This is a genomic window from Corynebacterium sp. HMSC073B01, assembly GCF_001838255.1.
Taxonomy (GTDB): domain Bacteria; phylum Actinomycetota; class Actinomycetes; order Mycobacteriales; family Mycobacteriaceae; genus Corynebacterium; species Corynebacterium jeikeium_D.
Genome location: NZ_KV836177.1, coordinates 97,563 through 114,045 on the forward strand (window position 1 = coordinate 97,563; position 16,483 = coordinate 114,045).

The 16,483-nt window shown below is 58.9% G+C and carries 13 protein-coding genes; 4 read left to right on the top strand and 9 right to left on the bottom strand.

Going from position 1 to position 16,483, the window contains the following annotated elements; translation table 11 throughout:
* Nucleotides 1-6 precede the first annotated feature (6 nt).
* On the bottom strand, nucleotides 7-1,515 hold the full coding sequence (gatB, locus tag HMPREF2849_RS08705) for an Asp-tRNA(Asn)/Glu-tRNA(Gln) amidotransferase subunit GatB (protein ID WP_016422487.1): 1,509 nt from the start codon (nucleotides 1,513-1,515) through the stop codon (nucleotides 7-9).
* 53 nt (nucleotides 1,516-1,568) lie between these two features.
* On the opposite strand from gatB, the gene HMPREF2849_RS08710 reads away from it, so the two are divergent.
* Nucleotides 1,569-2,402, top strand: a complete 834-nt coding sequence (locus HMPREF2849_RS08710; protein WP_049194081.1) for a class I SAM-dependent methyltransferase — start codon at nucleotides 1,569-1,571, stop codon at nucleotides 2,400-2,402.
* A 26-nt stretch (nucleotides 2,403-2,428) separates the two neighbouring features.
* Here HMPREF2849_RS08710 and HMPREF2849_RS08715 read toward each other — a convergent pair whose 3' ends face one another.
* The 7 genes from HMPREF2849_RS08715 to gatC form a co-directional block, all read right to left on the bottom strand.
* The gene (locus HMPREF2849_RS08715; protein WP_049172094.1) at nucleotides 2,429-3,892 is read right to left on the bottom strand and encodes a membrane protein; all 1,464 of its coding nucleotides are present in this window, start codon (nucleotides 3,890-3,892) and stop codon (nucleotides 2,429-2,431) included.
* A 157-nt stretch (nucleotides 3,893-4,049) separates the two neighbouring features.
* Nucleotides 4,050-5,081 (bottom strand): ATP-dependent 6-phosphofructokinase, encoded by a 1,032-nt coding sequence (locus HMPREF2849_RS08720; protein ID WP_038628534.1) that lies wholly within the window; start codon nucleotides 5,079-5,081, stop codon nucleotides 4,050-4,052.
* A gap of 53 nt (nucleotides 5,082-5,134) precedes the next feature.
* Entirely contained in the window at nucleotides 5,135-6,259 is a 1,125-nt protein-coding gene (locus tag HMPREF2849_RS08725) for an ABC transporter substrate-binding protein (RefSeq protein ID WP_049172092.1), read from the bottom strand.
* 10 nt (nucleotides 6,260-6,269) lie between these two features.
* Nucleotides 6,270-7,070 carry an ABC transporter ATP-binding protein gene (locus HMPREF2849_RS08730; protein WP_049172090.1) on the bottom strand — a complete coding sequence of 267 codons (801 nt, stop codon included), beginning with the start codon at nucleotides 7,068-7,070 and terminating at the stop codon, nucleotides 6,270-6,272.
* The gene (locus HMPREF2849_RS08735; RefSeq protein WP_370449368.1) at nucleotides 7,071-8,138 is read right to left on the bottom strand and encodes a FecCD family ABC transporter permease; all 1,068 of its coding nucleotides are present in this window, start codon (nucleotides 8,136-8,138) and stop codon (nucleotides 7,071-7,073) included. It abuts the gene before it with no gap.
* 115 nt (nucleotides 8,139-8,253) lie between these two features.
* A complete protein-coding gene (gene gatA, locus HMPREF2849_RS08740; protein ID WP_049172086.1) occupies nucleotides 8,254-9,768 on the bottom strand; it encodes an Asp-tRNA(Asn)/Glu-tRNA(Gln) amidotransferase subunit GatA in 1,515 nt (504 codons plus the stop codon).
* Between the two features lie 15 nt (nucleotides 9,769-9,783).
* Entirely contained in the window at nucleotides 9,784-10,077 is a 294-nt protein-coding gene (gatC, locus tag HMPREF2849_RS08745) for an Asp-tRNA(Asn)/Glu-tRNA(Gln) amidotransferase subunit GatC (protein WP_005509328.1), read from the bottom strand.
* 227 nt (nucleotides 10,078-10,304) lie between these two features.
* On the opposite strand from gatC, the gene HMPREF2849_RS08750 reads away from it, so the two are divergent.
* Nucleotides 10,305-10,970, top strand: a complete 666-nt coding sequence (locus HMPREF2849_RS08750) for an ACT domain-containing protein (protein ID WP_048735304.1) — start codon at nucleotides 10,305-10,307, stop codon at nucleotides 10,968-10,970.
* A gap of 144 nt (nucleotides 10,971-11,114) precedes the next feature.
* The gene (locus HMPREF2849_RS08755) at nucleotides 11,115-13,481 is read left to right on the top strand and encodes a glycogen/starch/alpha-glucan phosphorylase (protein ID WP_069358818.1); all 2,367 of its coding nucleotides are present in this window, start codon (nucleotides 11,115-11,117) and stop codon (nucleotides 13,479-13,481) included.
* 38 nt (nucleotides 13,482-13,519) lie between these two features.
* On the opposite strand, the gene ligA is transcribed toward HMPREF2849_RS08755, so the two are convergent.
* Nucleotides 13,520-15,640 (bottom strand): NAD-dependent DNA ligase LigA, encoded by a 2,121-nt coding sequence (gene ligA / locus HMPREF2849_RS08760; protein WP_141764553.1) that lies wholly within the window; start codon nucleotides 15,638-15,640, stop codon nucleotides 13,520-13,522.
* A gap of 95 nt (nucleotides 15,641-15,735) precedes the next feature.
* On the opposite strand from ligA, the gene HMPREF2849_RS08765 reads away from it, so the two are divergent.
* On the top strand, nucleotides 15,736-16,404 hold the full coding sequence (locus HMPREF2849_RS08765) for a 3'-5' exonuclease (RefSeq protein ID WP_049194088.1): 669 nt from the start codon (nucleotides 15,736-15,738) through the stop codon (nucleotides 16,402-16,404).
* The last annotated feature ends 79 nt before the right edge of the window (nucleotides 16,405-16,483 follow it).

The window sequence follows — 16,483 nt, forward strand, 5'->3', positions numbered from 1 at the left end:
GGGAGGCTAGCTCAGCTTCTTCGCAATCAGCTGGTTGACCTGAGCCGGGTCTGCCTTGCCGCGGGTGGCCTTCATGACCTGCCCCACGATGGCACCGACGACCTTCTTGTTGCCAGCTCGGTACTTCTCGACGATGTCCGGGTTAGCAGCCAGTGCATCGTCGACGGCCTTCTCAATAGCACCGTCGTCGCGAACGACCTCCAGGCCACGGGCAGCAACGACCTCATCAACATCGCCCTCGCCTGCGAGCACGCCGTCGACGGCCTTACGGGCCAGCTTGTTGGTCAGCTTGCCCTCTTCAATCAGTGCAATCACACGTGCAACCTGTGCCGGGGTAATCGCGAGCTCAGCCAGCTCCACGCCTGCCTCGTTGGCCTTCTGTGCCAGGTAAGCGACCCACCAGGAACGAGCCTCAGCCGGGCCGGCACCAGCCTCAACGGTGTCGACAATCAGGTCGAGAGCGCCGGCGTTAACCAAGTCGCGCATTTCCTCGTCCTTCAGACCCCACTCTTCCTGAATACGGGCACGACGCACCCACGGCAGCTCCGGCAGAGTTGCGCGGATTTCCTCCACCCACTCACGCGGCGCAATCACAGGTGGCAGATCCGGGTCGTTGAAGTAGCGGTAATCCGACTGCGATTCCTTCGGGCGGCCCTTGGAGGTCGTGCCGTCGGTCTCCTGGTAGTGGCGGGTTTCCTGAACGATCTCCTCGCCATTAGTAATCGCAGCAGCCTGGCGCTGCATCTCGTAGCGAACAGCCTGTTCAACCGACTTCAGGGAGTTGATGTTCTTAGTCTCGGTACGAGTGCCGAACTCCTCCTGGCCGATTGGGCGCAGGGAAACGTTGGAGTCCACACGCATCGAGCCCTGGTCCATGCGGGCATCGGAGACACCGAGGGACTTCACCAGGTCACGCAGCGCAGAAACGTACGCACGAGCAACCTCTGGGGCACGCTCCCCTGCACCGAGAATTGGCTTAGTAACGATCTCAATCAGCGGAATACCTGCGCGGTTGCAGTCCACCAGCGAACGCGTGGCGCCGTGAATACGACCATCGGCACCGCCCAAGTGCGTCAGCTTGCCGGTGTCTTCTTCCATGTGAGCGCGCTCGATTTCGACACGGAACTCCGTGCCGTCGTCAAGCTGAACGTCAAGATATCCGTCGTAGGCGATTGGTTCGTCGTACTGCGAAATCTGGTAGTTCTTCGGCTGGTCCGGGTAGAAGTAGTTCTTGCGCGCGAAGCGGGAGGACTCAGCAATCTCGCAGTTCAGCGCCAGGCCAATCTTGATGGCCCACTCAACGCCCTGACGGTTAACCACAGGCAGCGCGCCAGGTAGGCCGAGGCTGCAGGGATCGACGTTGCTATTCGGCTCGGCACCAAAGTGCGCCGAGGAGGAGGAGAACATCTTGGTATTCGTCGAGAGCTCGACGTGAACCTCCATGCCCATTACCGGGTCAAAACGTTCGAGGACCTCATCAAAGTCCATCAAGTCATCAGCGTATGCAGCGGTCATGTTTGTAGAGTCTACTAGCGATGGCCCCGCAGGCGTGCCCTAGGGTATAAGTCGTGCCCGGAGTTAACGAACACCCACCGATTCCACCGACGTCAGCACGCGATACGCCAACGTTCCGCGACGCCGCTGACCGCCACCGCGCAGGCGCTACTTTCGACAACGACCTGCAGGAAAGCGCCGACGGAGCCACGGGCTACCACCGCGTGCGCCCCGGATATCCTCCAACCGTCATCGAAGCGCTTACCCGTCTCGCACCGCACCCACAGGTAGTCGCCGATATCGGCGCCGGCACTGGGAAGCTCACCGCCTCGCTTGCCGACGTCTACCGCGATGCCACCCTGCTGGCACTCGATCCCTCCACCGCGATGCGGCAAGCACTGATGCACAATGTGCCAGCGGCGGAATGCCTGGAAGGCACTGCGGAGCGCACGGGACTGGAGTCCAACAGCGTCGATGTAGCAACATGTGCGCAGACATGGCACTGGGTGGACCCGACAGCTGCAAGTAAAGAACTCACTCGGGTGCTACGCGCGGATAGCGTGGCTATGTTGGTGTGGAACACCTTGGATGTTTCCGTACCGTGGGTGCATCGGCTCAGCCGCATAATGCACGCCGGCGACGTGTTGCGTCCCGGCTTCTACCCCGAGGTTGGCCCGGAGCTGGAGCTAGTCGATGAGGTGCGTCTGGCCTGGGAGCAGACACTGACCATCGAGGACATCGTGCTGCTGGCACGAACCCGTTCCTATTGGCTTCGTTCCAAGCCCGCCACTCGCGCCAAGGTGGAGGCGAACTTGCATTGGTATCTCCACGAACACTTGGGGCACACATACGAAGAAGGCATCGCCCTTCCCTACCGGTGCGATGCCTTCTATTTTCGAGCTGCCTAAATTTTCGAGCTGCCTAGTCGCGCTAGTTACTTTTCTTTCTTCGGCTTAGGGTGAGCCACGCGCTTGAATGCATTCTTAGTCTGTCCGGCAAGCTTCTTCGGCGCAGTGGCTGTGGCCTCGCCTGGGAAGGAGTCCCTCGCGGTCTCGCGAGGATTGTCATCATCGGAGGCTTCCTCGATTTCGGAAAGTTTCTCCAGGCGCTCATTATCCTTTTCTACGATGCGCTCGGCGTCATCCTCGGTGAATTCAACATTATCGTCGCTGACCAGTTCCTCGACGATGTCGTCGCGGACGCTCTCCTGAAGATCGACGTTGGAAATGTTGGAGTTGGCCAAAGCGCGGTCGAGCTTCTTCTGATCGGCGGTGGTGAACTTCTTGTTCGGGTGCATCTTCCGGCGTGCGAGCTTACGGATACGGCCGCGACGCTTCGACTCCTCCATCAGCTTGTTACGTCCAGCCAGGTACGCACCACACAGAATCACGATAAGAGCGATACCGACGTAGCCAAGGGCCGGGTAGATGGAGCCAACCAGGGCCTTGAACCCAAAGAAACTTAGGCCAAAACCAATCAGCACCGTCACGATGAATACCAGGCGGAAACGCTGCGGGGTATTGCGTGTTAGGCGGCGGCCCAGCGCGTAGAACATGCCAATGGCCGTGTTGAAAATCATGGCGTAGATGATGATTGCCATCACGGTACCCAGGACCGGGTGGATGTCATTGACGATTGCCAGGGTCGGCATATCTTCGTGGCCAACATCCTTGACCTTGAAGAAGAGGGCAAAGGTCACCAGCGTCAGCAGACCTGCATAGATGCTCCCGCCCATGAGACCACCGATGCCAGCTTCACGCGGGTTCAGGTAGCTACCGCCGATGACAATCGACATCGATACGGCCACCATCACACAGAAACCGACATAGTTCAGGGCAGAAATAGACCAGTGTGGCAGCGATGTCGACAGTTCATTGGTGTACTGCGCGGCCTCCGACATCGACGTGTCGGTGGTGAACAAAGTGTAGATACCGGCTCCAAGCAGGAACACGATAATGAATGGAGTGATCATGCCAATCACGCGGCTGACCTTGTCGGCATCCAGCATGCCTACACCCAAAGTCAGGGCAACCATGATGACGGCGCCAATCCACACCTCAAGTCCGAACTGCTGGTTCAAGTTCGCACCGGCACCGGCGAACATGACGAAGCCGGTACAGAACAGCGTGATCATCACGGCGATATCCAAAATCTTCGAAACCCAACTGCGGGTGATTACGTCGAAGACCTCGGAGTGCTCATCAGCCTGCAAGTAGCTGGCAATTGACAGCACTGCCAGGCCACTGGCAATCATCACGACGGAGGCAAGTACCACGCCCCACAAGCCGTTAGTGCCAAATGCCACGAAGTACTGCATCATTTCCTGGCCGGATGCGAATCCGGCACCGACAGTTAGGCCGACAAAGGCCATCGCGATTGTTGTGGCTCTTTTCCACATAACGAGAAAATCCTAAATATAAGTCTATTTTTCAAAAACCGGAACCTTACAAAGCATACTGCCCGAGCTGGTGATTGATACACCAGCTCGGGCAGTATGCCTATTTTGTTACGAAGATGTGCCTAAATGTTTAGCAACGCGTGCTTAACCGACGCGTTTAACCAAACAGCGCAGCAGCTGCGCGGTAACGGCCATCCGGCACAACCTTCAACTCAGCAACCGCATCGTCGATGTCGATACGCTCGATGTTCTCACCGTGCAGAGCGACGATCTTGCCGAAGTCCCCCTCGTGTACTGCTCGGGTGGCGTGGACACCGTAGCGGGTAGCAAGCACGCGGTCGTACGCAGTCGGCGTACCGCCACGCTGAATGTGACCCAGCACCGTGGTGCGAACGTCGTACCCGGTGCGCTTCTTAATCTCCGCACCAATAACCTGACCAATGCCGTTGAAGGTTTGGTGGCCGAACTGGTCGACACCGCCCTCTTCGTACTCCATGGTGCCCGGCTTCGGGGTGGCGCCCTCAGCGACGACGATAATGCCGTACTTCTCACCCATCTGGAAACGGCGCTCCATCGACTTCACAATCTCGTTGATGTCGAATGGCTTTTCCGGAATGACAATGTGGTGAGCACCGCCGGCCATACCCGCATGCAAAGCGATCCAGCCCACGTGTCGACCCATGACCTCAACAATCATGACGCGCTGGTGGGATTCCGCAGTGGTGTGCAGACGGTCAACCGCGTCGGTGGCAACAGCCACAGCCGTGTCGAAACCGAAGGTGTAGTCCGTACCGTTGACGTCATTATCAATAGTCTTCGGAACACCGACGACCGGCACCCCATTGTCCGAAAGCCACTTGCCGGCCTTCAGCGTACCTTCGCCACCGATTGGGATCAGGGCATCGATGCCCGCATCAGAGAGATTTTCCTTGATGCGGTCGAGGTTAGACATGAGAATGTCCGGATGCACGCGGCCGGTGCCCAGCATCGTGCCGCCACGCAGCAGCATACGGTCAATCCGCTCATCGTCGTAAAGCTGGACCCTACGGTCTTCCATAAGACCAATCCAACCGTCCTCAAAACCGACGACGGTTGAGCCGTACTCGCTCGAGCTGGTACGGACAATTGCACGGATAACGGCATTCAGACCGGGACAATCTCCACCGGAGGTAAGGGTCGCAATTCGCATGATGCCCACCTTAGTCGCGTTAGTCAGTTCGTGCTTGACGGCCTTGGTCGAAACTACTTCTGCAGGTACTCCTGCCCTGGTAGCTCAGACGGTAGCTCCATCTTCGTCGTCACCTCCGACGCCGGCACAAGACCATATTCCTCGAGCGCCTTGCGCACGTACTCTGCGGCATCGACGTTCAGCGGAGACTCCGTCCACAATGCAATCGGCAGGTTAATAAAGCGGTTCTCCTTGACCGCCTCGAGATCCTTCGTTGCCGGATTCGTGCGCAAAACCTTGATTTTCTCTTCGAAGGTCTGACCTGGGTAGTCCACAAGCGCGATGAAGTCAGGATTCATCTCCGCGACATGCTCCCAGGAGGTCGTAGTCCAAGTGTCCTTAATCGACTCGGTCGCATTGATTGCACCGGCCTTTTCCAGGATGCCCTGCGGTGCGCCAAAGGAACCCGAGGTAATTGGTGCTTCACCGACAGAATCAAAGAGGAAGCCCACTGGCTTCTTATCTCCCTTTGGCGCGGCATCCAGGGCTTGCAGTCGGTTATCAATATCTGCAATAACCTTGTCGCCCTCACCGTCGTGTCCGGTCAAGGTAGCGATATTCTTCAAATCAATTTTGACAGCTTCCCACGGATCCACCAGACCACGAGTATGCCCCGGGTCGCCACTGCCTTCCTTGCCCGCCGAGGCTGCGTCACCAGTACGGCAAGATTCCGTCAGGGTGTAGGCACCGATACCGTGCTCGGAAAGCGATTCCGGGGTAATGCCCTTGTCTTCACTAAAGCCATAGCCCCAGCCCGCCAGCATCACATCCGGTTCGGCCGCAATGACCTGCTCCAGATTCGGGTATTCCTTCGCAACTTCTGGCTTCTGCGCAATTGCATCGCCATAAGCTGCGGTCAACACCGGCAGATGCGAGGCCATAGAGCTCACCGCTGTGATCTCATCCGCAGCACCGACAGCCAGCGCCAGCGAAGCAATATTGCCGTCATTAATCAGCAGCTTTTTAGCTACACCCGGGTAGCTGACTTCTTCACCGCAGTTGGTGAGGGTAAGGCCTGACGACGAGGCCTGCGTTCCCTCATCAGAGCCACAGGCGGCGGCTCCGAATGCCAGAGCAGCCACAGCGATACCAGCTGCTGAGGCACGAAGGGGACGTCGGAAAGCATGTGCGTTATTCAAGGGAGTACTCCTAGTTGATGGTGGCAGCATCCAGCTCGCTATCGATTGCGAGGTGGCGGCGGCCAGCGGGGGAATTGAGCTGACAGGATTCAACCTGAAAGATTTGGGCGACAAAGTCGCGGGTAAGCACTTCTGCGGGAATGCCGTCGGCCGCGATACCGCCGTCCGCGACCACGATGACGCGGTCGAAGTGGTTCATCACCAGGTCCAAGTCGTGGATCGCGGCAATGACACACGCTCCGCTGGAGCGGGCCAGACGGAGGACGGATTGTTGATGGCGCACGTCGAGGTGGTTAGTGGGCTCGTCGAGAAGCATGATTGGCGAGTCCTGGGCGATGGCACGCGCCAGACACACGCGACGACGTTGCCCACCCGAGAGTTGCCCACACAGGCGTTGCGCAACCGCTTCCAACCCCACGAGCTCCAGCGCACGGTCGACGTGGGAATTGTCCTCGGCGGTGTTGCCACCAAAAAGGCGCTGGTAGGGCAAGCGCCCCAGGGAGACAAAGTCGCGCACGCGCATTTCGGCGGGTGGAACCTCGTTTTGCGCGACGAAAGCCAGATCGCGGGCGCGGTGCTTCGAGCTGATTGAGCTCATCGATTTGCCGTTAATCTCGACCTCGCCCGTGGCCGGTTTCGTGATTCCACCGAGCGCACGCAGCAACGTGGATTTACCCGCGCCGTTAACACCAATGATGGCGGTCATGGGTTCTGCACCGAAGTTGAGGTTGACTCCGCTGACAATGGTGCGCCCAGCGATATCACAGCGCATATCTTTAGCGGCGAGTACAGATTTTGGTAGAGCGCTCATTTACTCAGCACCTCCGTAGCTGTAGTGCGAGCGGCTCATGAGGTAGAGGAAAAGTGGTGCGCCAACCAATCCCGTGACTACTCCCAGCGGCATTTCCTGGCTTCCGCCCACTACGCGCGCGATGATGTCCACCCAGATGAGAAACAGTCCACCCATGAGGGCAGCAACCGGTAGGACAACGCGGTGCGTGGCCCCTACCAAGATGCGGGTCAAGTGTGGAATCACCAGGCCGACAAACCCGATGCCGCCAGAGACCGCAACGAGCGTGCCAACGAGGACAGCCTGGAGCACAAATACCTGTGTGCGTAGCCGAGAAACATCAATACCTACGGCCGCTGCGGTGCTCTCACCAGTTGCCAGCGCATCCAGATGACGGGCTTTGACCAGGAAAAACAACAGTACTGCGATGAGGACAATGAGCGGGAAGAGCGTCTTCAGCCATGTCGCACCGGCAACAGAGCCCAGCATCCAAAACATCACGGACTGCGCGGCCCTCGGGTCTGGCCCAGCGAAGACCATGAAGCTACTCAGCGCGGAAAACGCAGCGGAGAGCACAACGCCGGAGAGCACCAAACGCAGCGGAGTCAGCCCACCGCCTGCAGTGGCGAAAGCACCGACCGCGAGGGTGGCCATTACTGCACCGAGGAGTGCACCGAATGTCAGCGGCGCGATGGGGCTACCGGAGAAAGCACCAAAGATAATCACCGCGGTCGCACCGGCACCGGCGCCGGCGGAAATACCTAGCAGATATGGGTCTGCCAACGGGTTACGGACCAATGTCTGCATAGCCACACCGGAGACAGCTAGCCCCGCCCCTACAATCGCTGCGAGAATACCCCGGGGAGCGCGGAGATTCCAGACGATGGTGTCCGAACTGGCGGGCACAGATTCATCGAGCTCAATGCCGAAGATGTGATGCGAAATGACCTGTGTCGTGGTGGACCAGGTGATATCCGCCGAGCCGAAGACCACCGCAGCGACCAGACTGACGGCAATGGCTATGACAATGACCAGCCCATAGATCCAAGGCATAAACCGCGGTGGGTTTTTAAATCTAACTCTCTCCATGTTTGCGTTCCTGCGTATGTATGAAACTCTCCCCGACACGACAACAACCGCCGCTCTCCCACTTCAGTGAGAAAACGACGGTTGCAGAAAACCGACTAAGGCTTATTGAGCGTCTTTATGCAATCGAGCCGCGAACCTTTTCGTAGGCAGCGCCGACCTTGTACAGACGATCGTCACCGTGGCGCGGAGCCATAATCTGCAGGCCTACCGGCAGGCCGGTGTCTTCAGCCAGGCCCGACGGCACGGACATGCCACACATGCCGGCCAGGTTGAGCGGCAGAGTACACAGGTCGAACATGTACATGCTCAGCGGGTCGTCAACCTTCTCGCCCAACTTAAACGCAGTGGTCGGAGTGGTCGGCGAGATCAGGACATCTACCTGTTCGAAGGCCCGCTCGAAGTCCTGCTGAATCAGGGTACGGACGCGCTGTGCCTGGATGTAGTAGGCATCGTAGTAACCGACCGATAGCGCGTAGGTACCAATGATGATGCGTCGCTTAACCTCATCGCCGAAACCAGCGGCACGGGTCATAGCCATGACCTCATCGGCCGAGTGCGAACCGTCATCACCAACACGCTGGCCGTAACGCATGCCGTCGAAACGAGCCAGGTTGGAGCTGACCTCACACGGCAGAATCAGGTAGTACGCGCTCAGTGCGTGGTCGAAGTTCGGGCAATCGACCTCGACCACCTCTGCGCCAGCTTCCTTAAGCTTGTCGACGGCCTCGTGGAAGCTGTCCAGTACGCCGGCCTGGTAACCCTCGGTGCGGTCGAACTGCTTGACGATGCCGACCTTAACCCCCGTGAGGTCACCGGTAGCACCTTCCTTGGCAGCAGCAACCACATCGGCAATCGGCTGCTCCGTGGAAGTCGAGTCATTCTCGTCGTGACCAGCAATGATTTCGTGCAGCAGCGCGGTGTCCAGAACGGTTCGCGCGGTCGGCCCACCCTGATCCAACGAGGAGGCGCAAGCGACCAGGCCGTAGCGGGATACCGTGCCATAGGTCGGCTTCACGCCGACCGTTGCGGTCAGAGCTGCTGGCTGACGAATCGAGCCACCGGTGTCAGTACCGATAGCCAGCGGAGCCATACCGGAGGCCAGCGCCGCGGAAGAGCCACCACCGGAACCGCCTGCGGTGCGCTCAACATCCCACGGGTTGTGAGTCGGGCCGTAAGCGGAGTTTTCAGTCGACGAGCCCATGGCGAACTCATCCATGTTGGTCTTACCCAGAATTGGGATGCCAGCTGCACGCAGCTTGGCAGTAACCGTTGCGTCGTAAGGGCTCATGTAGCCCTCGAGCATCTTGGAAGCGCAAGTGGTCGGCGCATCGGTGGTAGTGAAGACATCCTTCAGCGCCAGCGGAACACCGGCCAGCGCGGAGGCCGGCTCCTCGCCAGCATCCAGCGACTCATCGACCTTGCGAGCTGCAGCCAGGGCCTCTTCGGCACCGACGTGCAGGAATGCGTGAATGTCCTCATCAATTGCCGCGATACGGTCGAGGAACGCCTGGGTGACCTCTACCGAGGTCAGCTCACGAGCGTGAATCTTCTGTGCGAGCTCAAAAGCGCTCAGCCCCAGAATCGGGTCCTCAGCAACAGCGGCATGCAGGTTCGGGTTAGCTGCAATCATTTCTTCCACGTACTCCTACTCGCCGAGAATCTGGGGAACTTCGAAGCGCTGGCGGTCCTGCGACGGCGCCTGGTCCAGCGCCTGCTCCGCAGTCAGCGTCGGCTTGACGACGTCCTCGCGCATCACACCGGACAGCGAAGAGGGGTGACTCATCGGTTCAACATCATCCGCAGCCACCTTTTGAACGGCCTGGACGTGGTTAATAATGCCGTCGATCTGACCGGCGAACTCGTCGAGTTCCGCGTCAGTCAGAGCCAGACGGGACAATCGCGCTAGGTGGGCGACCTCATCGCGTGAGATAGCTGGCACGCTAGTACCCCTTTCATTTCTTCGTACGAAGCTAGTGCACAGAAGTTTAGTTGAAACTGATTTTGAACCGCGCGAGCGGGCTGTACTTGCCAACAGTAGTCGTTGTCGCCAAGTAGTTGTCCGCAGGGTCTTACATTTCAAAGGTTTACCCTGTAGCCTAAATCACTACTTCTATAGTTACACCGCAAGCATCACTATCAATTATTCGAAAGGTTGTGCACACAGCCATGAGTTACCTCCTTCGCATCCAGCTTCCCGACGAACCAGGCGCACTTGGCTACGTCGCGGCTGCCCTGGGCGAAGTAGAAGGTGATATTCGCAGTGTCGATGTCGTAGATTACGGCGCTAATGGCGTTGTTGTCGACGACATCGTGGTTGACCTGCCCATGGGCCTGCTCCCAGACACACTGATTACGGCGGCTCAGTCCATTAGCGGAGTGGAAGTCGATTCAATTAGGCCTTTTTCCGGCTCGGTCGACCGCCGCGGACAGATTGCGCTGCTGGCCAAGTTCTCACAGCACACGAAGAATTTGGATCGTGCCCTCGGAGATGTCGTCGACGGCCTGCCTCAGACTATGACTGCCGGCTGGGCTATCGTCCTCGGCGAACAGAGCGATGGCCGGTGGGTACGTCGCGCTTCCTCTACCGCTGCTCCAGAGGATAACGGCCGGACTCTGCCGGAAGCCCCGATTGACTCGCCACGAAACCTGGATCCGGACGAAGAAACGTGGCTTCCGGAGGACTGGACGGTTATGGACTCCTCCATTGCCGCTACCCCAATGGGCAAGGGCCTCGTTCTCGTTATTGGCCGGCCCGGCGGGCCAGACTTCCTGCCAAGTGAGGTTGAGCACTTGGGACGTATTGGCACGATTGTCGGTGCGATTATCGACTAGCAGCGGCTAGTGGGCTGCTCCCTTCTGTGGGCTGCTCCCTTCTGCTCGAAGCTCTTACCCTATGGCTCCTCCCCTATGGAGCGCAGTGATTCACGCTTAGCGGTAAAGTCTGGAAATGATACCAGTCAATAAGGAGCTTCTTTGATGTCGAACTTGAGTGACCTCGTCGGATCCCACGTGCGTGCCGAATCCGGCCGTGTCCCCCAGTCGTCCACTGAGATGGAATTCTGGTCCGGTCTGTCACGGGTTGTTGTCGATGACCTAGCGGACAACTGGCAGCGCACCACGGAGGCATACGCTGCTACCCGCCAGCAGCACTACTTCTCCGCCGAGTTCCTCATGGGTCGCGCCCTGCTGAATAACCTGCTCAATGCAGGTCTGGTGGATGAGGCCTCTGCTGCCGTGAAAAAGTACGGCAAGAATCTGACAGACGTGCTCGAGGCTGAACACGACGCCGCTCTCGGTAACGGTGGCCTGGGTCGTCTGGCCGCCTGCTTCCTGGATTCCTGTGCCACGCAGAATCTGCCGGTGACCGGTTATGGCATCCTCTACCGCTACGGTCTGTTCAAGCAGACCTTCGAAGATGGCTTCCAGGATGAGCACCCGGACCCGTGGATGGAAGAGGGCTACCCCTTCGTCATTCGTCGCGAGGAACTGTCCAAGATTGTCACCTTTGATGACTTGGTGGTGCGCGCTGTTCCATATGACATGCCAATTACCGGCTACGGCACCGATAACGTCGGCACGCTGCGCCTGTGGCACTCGGAGCCGATGCGTGAGTTCGACTATGACGCCTTCAACTCGCAGCGCTTCACCGACGCCATTGTCGAACGGGAGCGCGTCCATGACCTGTGCCGCGTGCTCTACCCGAATGACTCGACCTATGACGGCAAGGTCCTGCGTGTCCGCCAGCAGTACTTCTTCGTCTCCGCTTCGCTGCAGACGATGATCGATTCTTACATCGAGAATCACGGCGAGGACCTGCGCGATTTCCACAAGTACAACTCCATTCAGCTCAATGACACCCACCCGGTGCTCGCTATCCCAGAGCTGATGCGTCTGCTCCTGGATGAGCACGATATGAGCTGGGACGACGCCTGGAACGTCGTGTCCAACACCTTCGCCTACACCAACCACACCGTTCTGGCAGAAGCGTTGGAGACCTGGGAATACTCCATTTTTGACCGTCTCTTCGGCCGCGTTCTGGAGATCACCCGCGAGATTGACCGCCGCTTCCGCGAAGACCTGGCGGAGCGCGGCTTCGACCAGGGCAAGATTGACTACATGGCGCCGATTTCTCACGGTCGCATCCACATGGCGTGGATCGCCTGCTACGCCGCGTACTCCATCAACGGTGTTGCTGCCCTGCACACGGAGATTATTAAGCGCGAAACGTTGAAGGACTGGCACGATATCTGGCCGGAGCGCTTCAACAACAAGACCAATGGCGTCACCCCGCGCCGCTGGCTCAACCAGTGCAACCCGCGCCTGTCGGCACTGCTGACTCGCCTGTCGGGTTCGGACGCCTGGGTCACTGACTTGGACAAGCTCGCTGAGCTCGAAAAGTTTGCTGACGACGAGGCCGTGTTGCGTGAGATTCTCGACATCAAGCACGAGAACAAGAAGGACTTCGCCACCTGGCTGGAGCACCGCCAGGGTATTTCGGTGAACCCGGACGCCATCTTCGATACCCAGATTAAGCGTCTGCACGAGTACAAGCGCCAGCTTCTCAACGCGCTCTACATCCTCGATCTCTACTACCGCATCAAGGAAGACCCAGCGCTGGACGTGCCACCGCGCGTGTTCATCTTCGGTGCCAAGGCCGCCCCAGGCTACGTTCGCGCGAAGGCCATCATTAAGTTCATCAACGCTATCGCGGACAAGGTCAATAACGATCCGGACATGGACGGTCGCCTGCAGGTCGCTTTCGTTGAGAATTACAACGTCACCCCGGCAGAGCACATCATCCCGGCCACCGACGTCTCCGAGCAGATTTCCACTGCCGGTAAGGAGGCTTCGGGTACCTCGAACATGAAGTTCATGATGAACGGCGCACTGACGCTGGGCACCATGGACGGCGCAAACGTCGAAATCGTCGACGCCGCCGGCGAAGAGAACGCCTACATCTTCGGTGCGCTGGAAGAGGAGCTGCCGGAGCTGCGTCGCACCTACAGCCCGCGTGGCACTTACGAAACGGTGCCGGGTCTCAAGCGCGCGGTCGATTCGCTTGTCGACGGCACTTTTGCTGACGGTGGCAGCGGAATGTTCCACGACCTGCACTTCTCGCTGCTGGAGTCCAACGGGTACGAGCCAGCCGATGTCTACTACGTCCTCGGCGACTTCGCTGACTACCGCGAGACCCGCGACCGCATGGCCGAGGACTACCGCGACGAGCTGGCGTGGGCCAAGAAGTGCTTCCTGAACATCATCCGTTCGGGCCGCTTCTCCTCCGACCGCACTATCCGCGATTACGCCAATGAGGTCTGGAAGCTGGAAGAGACCAAGATTTAGGCCCGGCTGGGTCAAATCCTGGCTGGGCCAAGCCCCAGCTAGGCCTGACCAGTTTCCAGCAATCGCTTGAACCCATCCTCGTCGAGGATGGGCAAGCCCAGCTCCTCGGCCTTTGTGGCCTTGGAACCGGCGTTTTCGCCAACCACCACGTAGTCGGTCTTCTTCGACACCGACCCTGCGGCCTTACCGCCACGGGAGATAACGGCTTCCTTCGCGCTGTCGCGAGTGAAGTCCTCCAAAGAGCCGGTGACTACCACGGTCAATCCCTCTAGCACCTGATCTGGACGATCGGCGACCTCATCGGCCATACGCACACCGGCAGCTTCCCAGCGCTCGACAACCTCGCGGTGCCAGTCCACCTCGAACCAGTCAGCCACGGAATCGCCGATGATCTCGCCAATGCCATCGATGGCCGAAATCTCCTCGCGGCTCGCAGCGCGCAGCGCCTCCATCGAGCCGAACTTCTGTGCCAAGGTCCGCGCCACTGTTGGACCCACATGACGAATGGACAGGCTGACCAATACGCGCCACAGCTCTTTATCCTTAGCTGCCTCGATGTTGGCCAACAGTTTCTTACCATTGGCGTTCAGGGTTTTCCGCGAAGCCGTAGTGTAGACCTCAGTGCCGAGCAAATCTTCCTCGGTGAGGTCGAAGAGGCGGGACTCGTCGGCAAGCACGCCGCGATGAATCAAATCGGCAGCGCCCCTCTCCCCCAGGTTTTCGATATCGAACCCGGAGCGGGAGGCGAGGAATTCAATTCGACGCCGCAGCTGACCTGGACAGTAGCGGGTATTGGGGCAACGCCAATCGGCATCGCTGTCCTTTGCCGGAGCCAAACGAGTACCGCACTCGGGGCAGAGAGTCGGGTAAATGTACTTTCGCTCGCTACCATCTCGGAGATCGGCTACGGGGCCCAGTACCTCTGGAATCACGTCACCGGCCTTGCGGATGGTCACACGGTCCCCGATGAGCACACCCTTTCGGTGCACCTCGGAAGGGTTGTGTAGCGTCGCCATCTCGACAGTTGACCCGGCCACGAAGACCGGCTTCATCACGGCATATGGCGTCGCACGACCAGTTCGGCCGATGGAGACTCGAATGTCCAGCAGGTCCGTGGTGACCTCTTCTGGCGGATACTTGTAGGCAATCGCCCAGCGCGGCGCCCGCGAGGTCGCGCCCAACGCGCGCTGCTCGGAAAGGGAGTCAACCTTGACCACAAGCCCGTCCATCTCGTGGATGGCGTCGTGGCGGTGCTCGCCCCAGTACTGCATCTGCTTAACGACGTCATCCGCGGAATGAACCTGCTTTGTATACGGCGACACGTGGAAACCCCACTCGTCCAAGGCACGATATGCCTCGTGCTGGGACTGTGGACGCCAGCCCTCGATATGACCAATTCCATGGCAAATCATGGACAACCGGCGCTTGGCCACTTCTGCAACATCCTTCTGTCGCAGGGAACCGGCGGCGGCGTTACGGGGGTTGGCAAACGGTTTCTGCCCCGCTTCGACGCGGTCGGCATTGATGCGTGCGAACTCTTCCAACGAGATAAAGACTTCACCACGTACCTCGAGCACGTCGGGGATGTTCTCGCCGCTGATTTCATGCGGAATATCTTCGATGGTGCGCGCATTAGCGGTGACGTTCTCCCCCACGCGGCCGTCTCCGCGGGTGGCCGCCCGAACAAGGCGGCCCTTCTCATAGACCAGGTCAATTGACAGGCCATCGATCTTCAGCTCAGTCAGGTATGTGCTGGCCGGGGTGCGGGCCAGCCAGCCGCGCAACTCCTTCTCATCGAAAACATTGTCCAAGCTGTAGAGGCGCTCGAGGTGCTCAACGGGCTCGAAAACTTCCCCGTCGGCAGGCGCTTCGACCTGTGCGCCGACCTGCTGGGTGGGACTGTCCGGCACCACCAGGTCGGGCCACTTCTCCTCTAAGTGCTGCAATTGACGGAACATCTCGTCGTACTCAGCATCGGAGATAACCGGCTGTGCGGTGTAGTACAGCGCAGCGTTTTCACGAATGCGAGTTGCTAGATCTTGCCAATTCTCCCGGACGTCCGCCGGCGCTGGTTCGGAGGCGGGGGCGCTGGAAAACGAAGACAAATCGGAGGTTGACAGGTCGGAGTTCTCATCGGTCGAGGAAGTCACGTCGCTCATTCTATGTCATTGCCCGGATGCGCCGGTCGAACTGAAATTCTCTTAATCCGTTCCTGTCACGTCAGAGAATCCGCGCTCTCCGCTACAGTTGAGACATGCATAATTTCGATCCGCGACGCATGCTCGCGTTTGATCTGGAGACTACCGGCACGGATCCTCGCACCTGCAAGATTGTCACTTCCGCACTGGTCCGACTGACTGAGCAGGGCAAAGATTCCACCATCATGCTCGCTAATCCCGGTGTCGAAATTCCGCAAGCTGCGTCTGATGTGCATGGCATCACCACTGAAAAAGCTCGCGCGGAGGGGCGCCCGCACGATGAAGTGCTAGCGGATACCATTGCCGGCCTTCGAGCTGCCTGGCGCGATGGTCTGACCGTAGTGGCCTATAACGCGGCTTATGATCTGACGGTACTGCGCTCGCAGGATCCCAGTTTTACCGTTGACGGCCTCGTCGTCGACCCCTTTGTGCTGGACCACTATTTTGATCCGGAACGTCGTGAAAAACGCACATTGACTGATGTCTCCCGCCATTATCAGGTGCGCCTGGACGGGGCACATGATGCCACCGAAGATGCTCTGGCGGCTGCGCGCATCGCATGGGTGATGGCGCGCCACTACCGGGAGCTAACCGAAAAATCGGGAGAAGAGCTGATGGAGCTGCAGGCCGTCGCGTACTACCAGTACAAGAAGAACCTGCAGCAGTACCTGACCGAAAAAGGTAAGGATACGTCGGACTTCACCTTCGGGTGGCCGATGGACTGAGCAGCGGCCCCCTCACCCTCCCCGGCTCTCCCAATATCCAGAGTTTTGTGATTATCCAATGGAAATCGAATATCCAAAA

Excerpts from the sequence above, each read along its gene's own strand:
- gatB (WP_016422487.1), bottom strand. The coding sequence starts at position 1,515 with ATGACCGCTGCATACGCTGATGACTTGATGGACTTTGATGAGGTCCTC.
- ligA (WP_141764553.1), bottom strand. The coding sequence starts at position 15,640 with ATGAGCGACGTGACTTCCTCGACCGATGAGAACTCCGACCTGTCAACC.
- HMPREF2849_RS08720 (WP_038628534.1), bottom strand. The coding sequence starts at position 5,081 with ATGCGAATTGCGACCCTTACCTCCGGTGGAGATTGTCCCGGTCTGAAT.
- HMPREF2849_RS08715 (WP_049172094.1), bottom strand. The coding sequence starts at position 3,892 with ATGTGGAAAAGAGCCACAACAATCGCGATGGCCTTTGTCGGCCTAACT.
- HMPREF2849_RS08765 (WP_049194088.1), top strand. The coding sequence starts at position 15,736 with ATGCATAATTTCGATCCGCGACGCATGCTCGCGTTTGATCTGGAGACT.
- HMPREF2849_RS08735 (WP_370449368.1), bottom strand. The coding sequence starts at position 8,138 with ATGGAGAGAGTTAGATTTAAAAACCCACCGCGGTTTATGCCTTGGATC.
- gatA (WP_049172086.1), bottom strand. The coding sequence starts at position 9,768 with ATGATTGCAGCTAACCCGAACCTGCATGCCGCTGTTGCTGAGGACCCG.
- HMPREF2849_RS08750 (WP_048735304.1), top strand. The coding sequence starts at position 10,305 with ATGAGTTACCTCCTTCGCATCCAGCTTCCCGACGAACCAGGCGCACTT.
- HMPREF2849_RS08755 (WP_069358818.1), top strand. The coding sequence starts at position 11,115 with ATGTCGAACTTGAGTGACCTCGTCGGATCCCACGTGCGTGCCGAATCC.
- HMPREF2849_RS08730 (WP_049172090.1), bottom strand. The coding sequence starts at position 7,070 with ATGAGCGCTCTACCAAAATCTGTACTCGCCGCTAAAGATATGCGCTGT.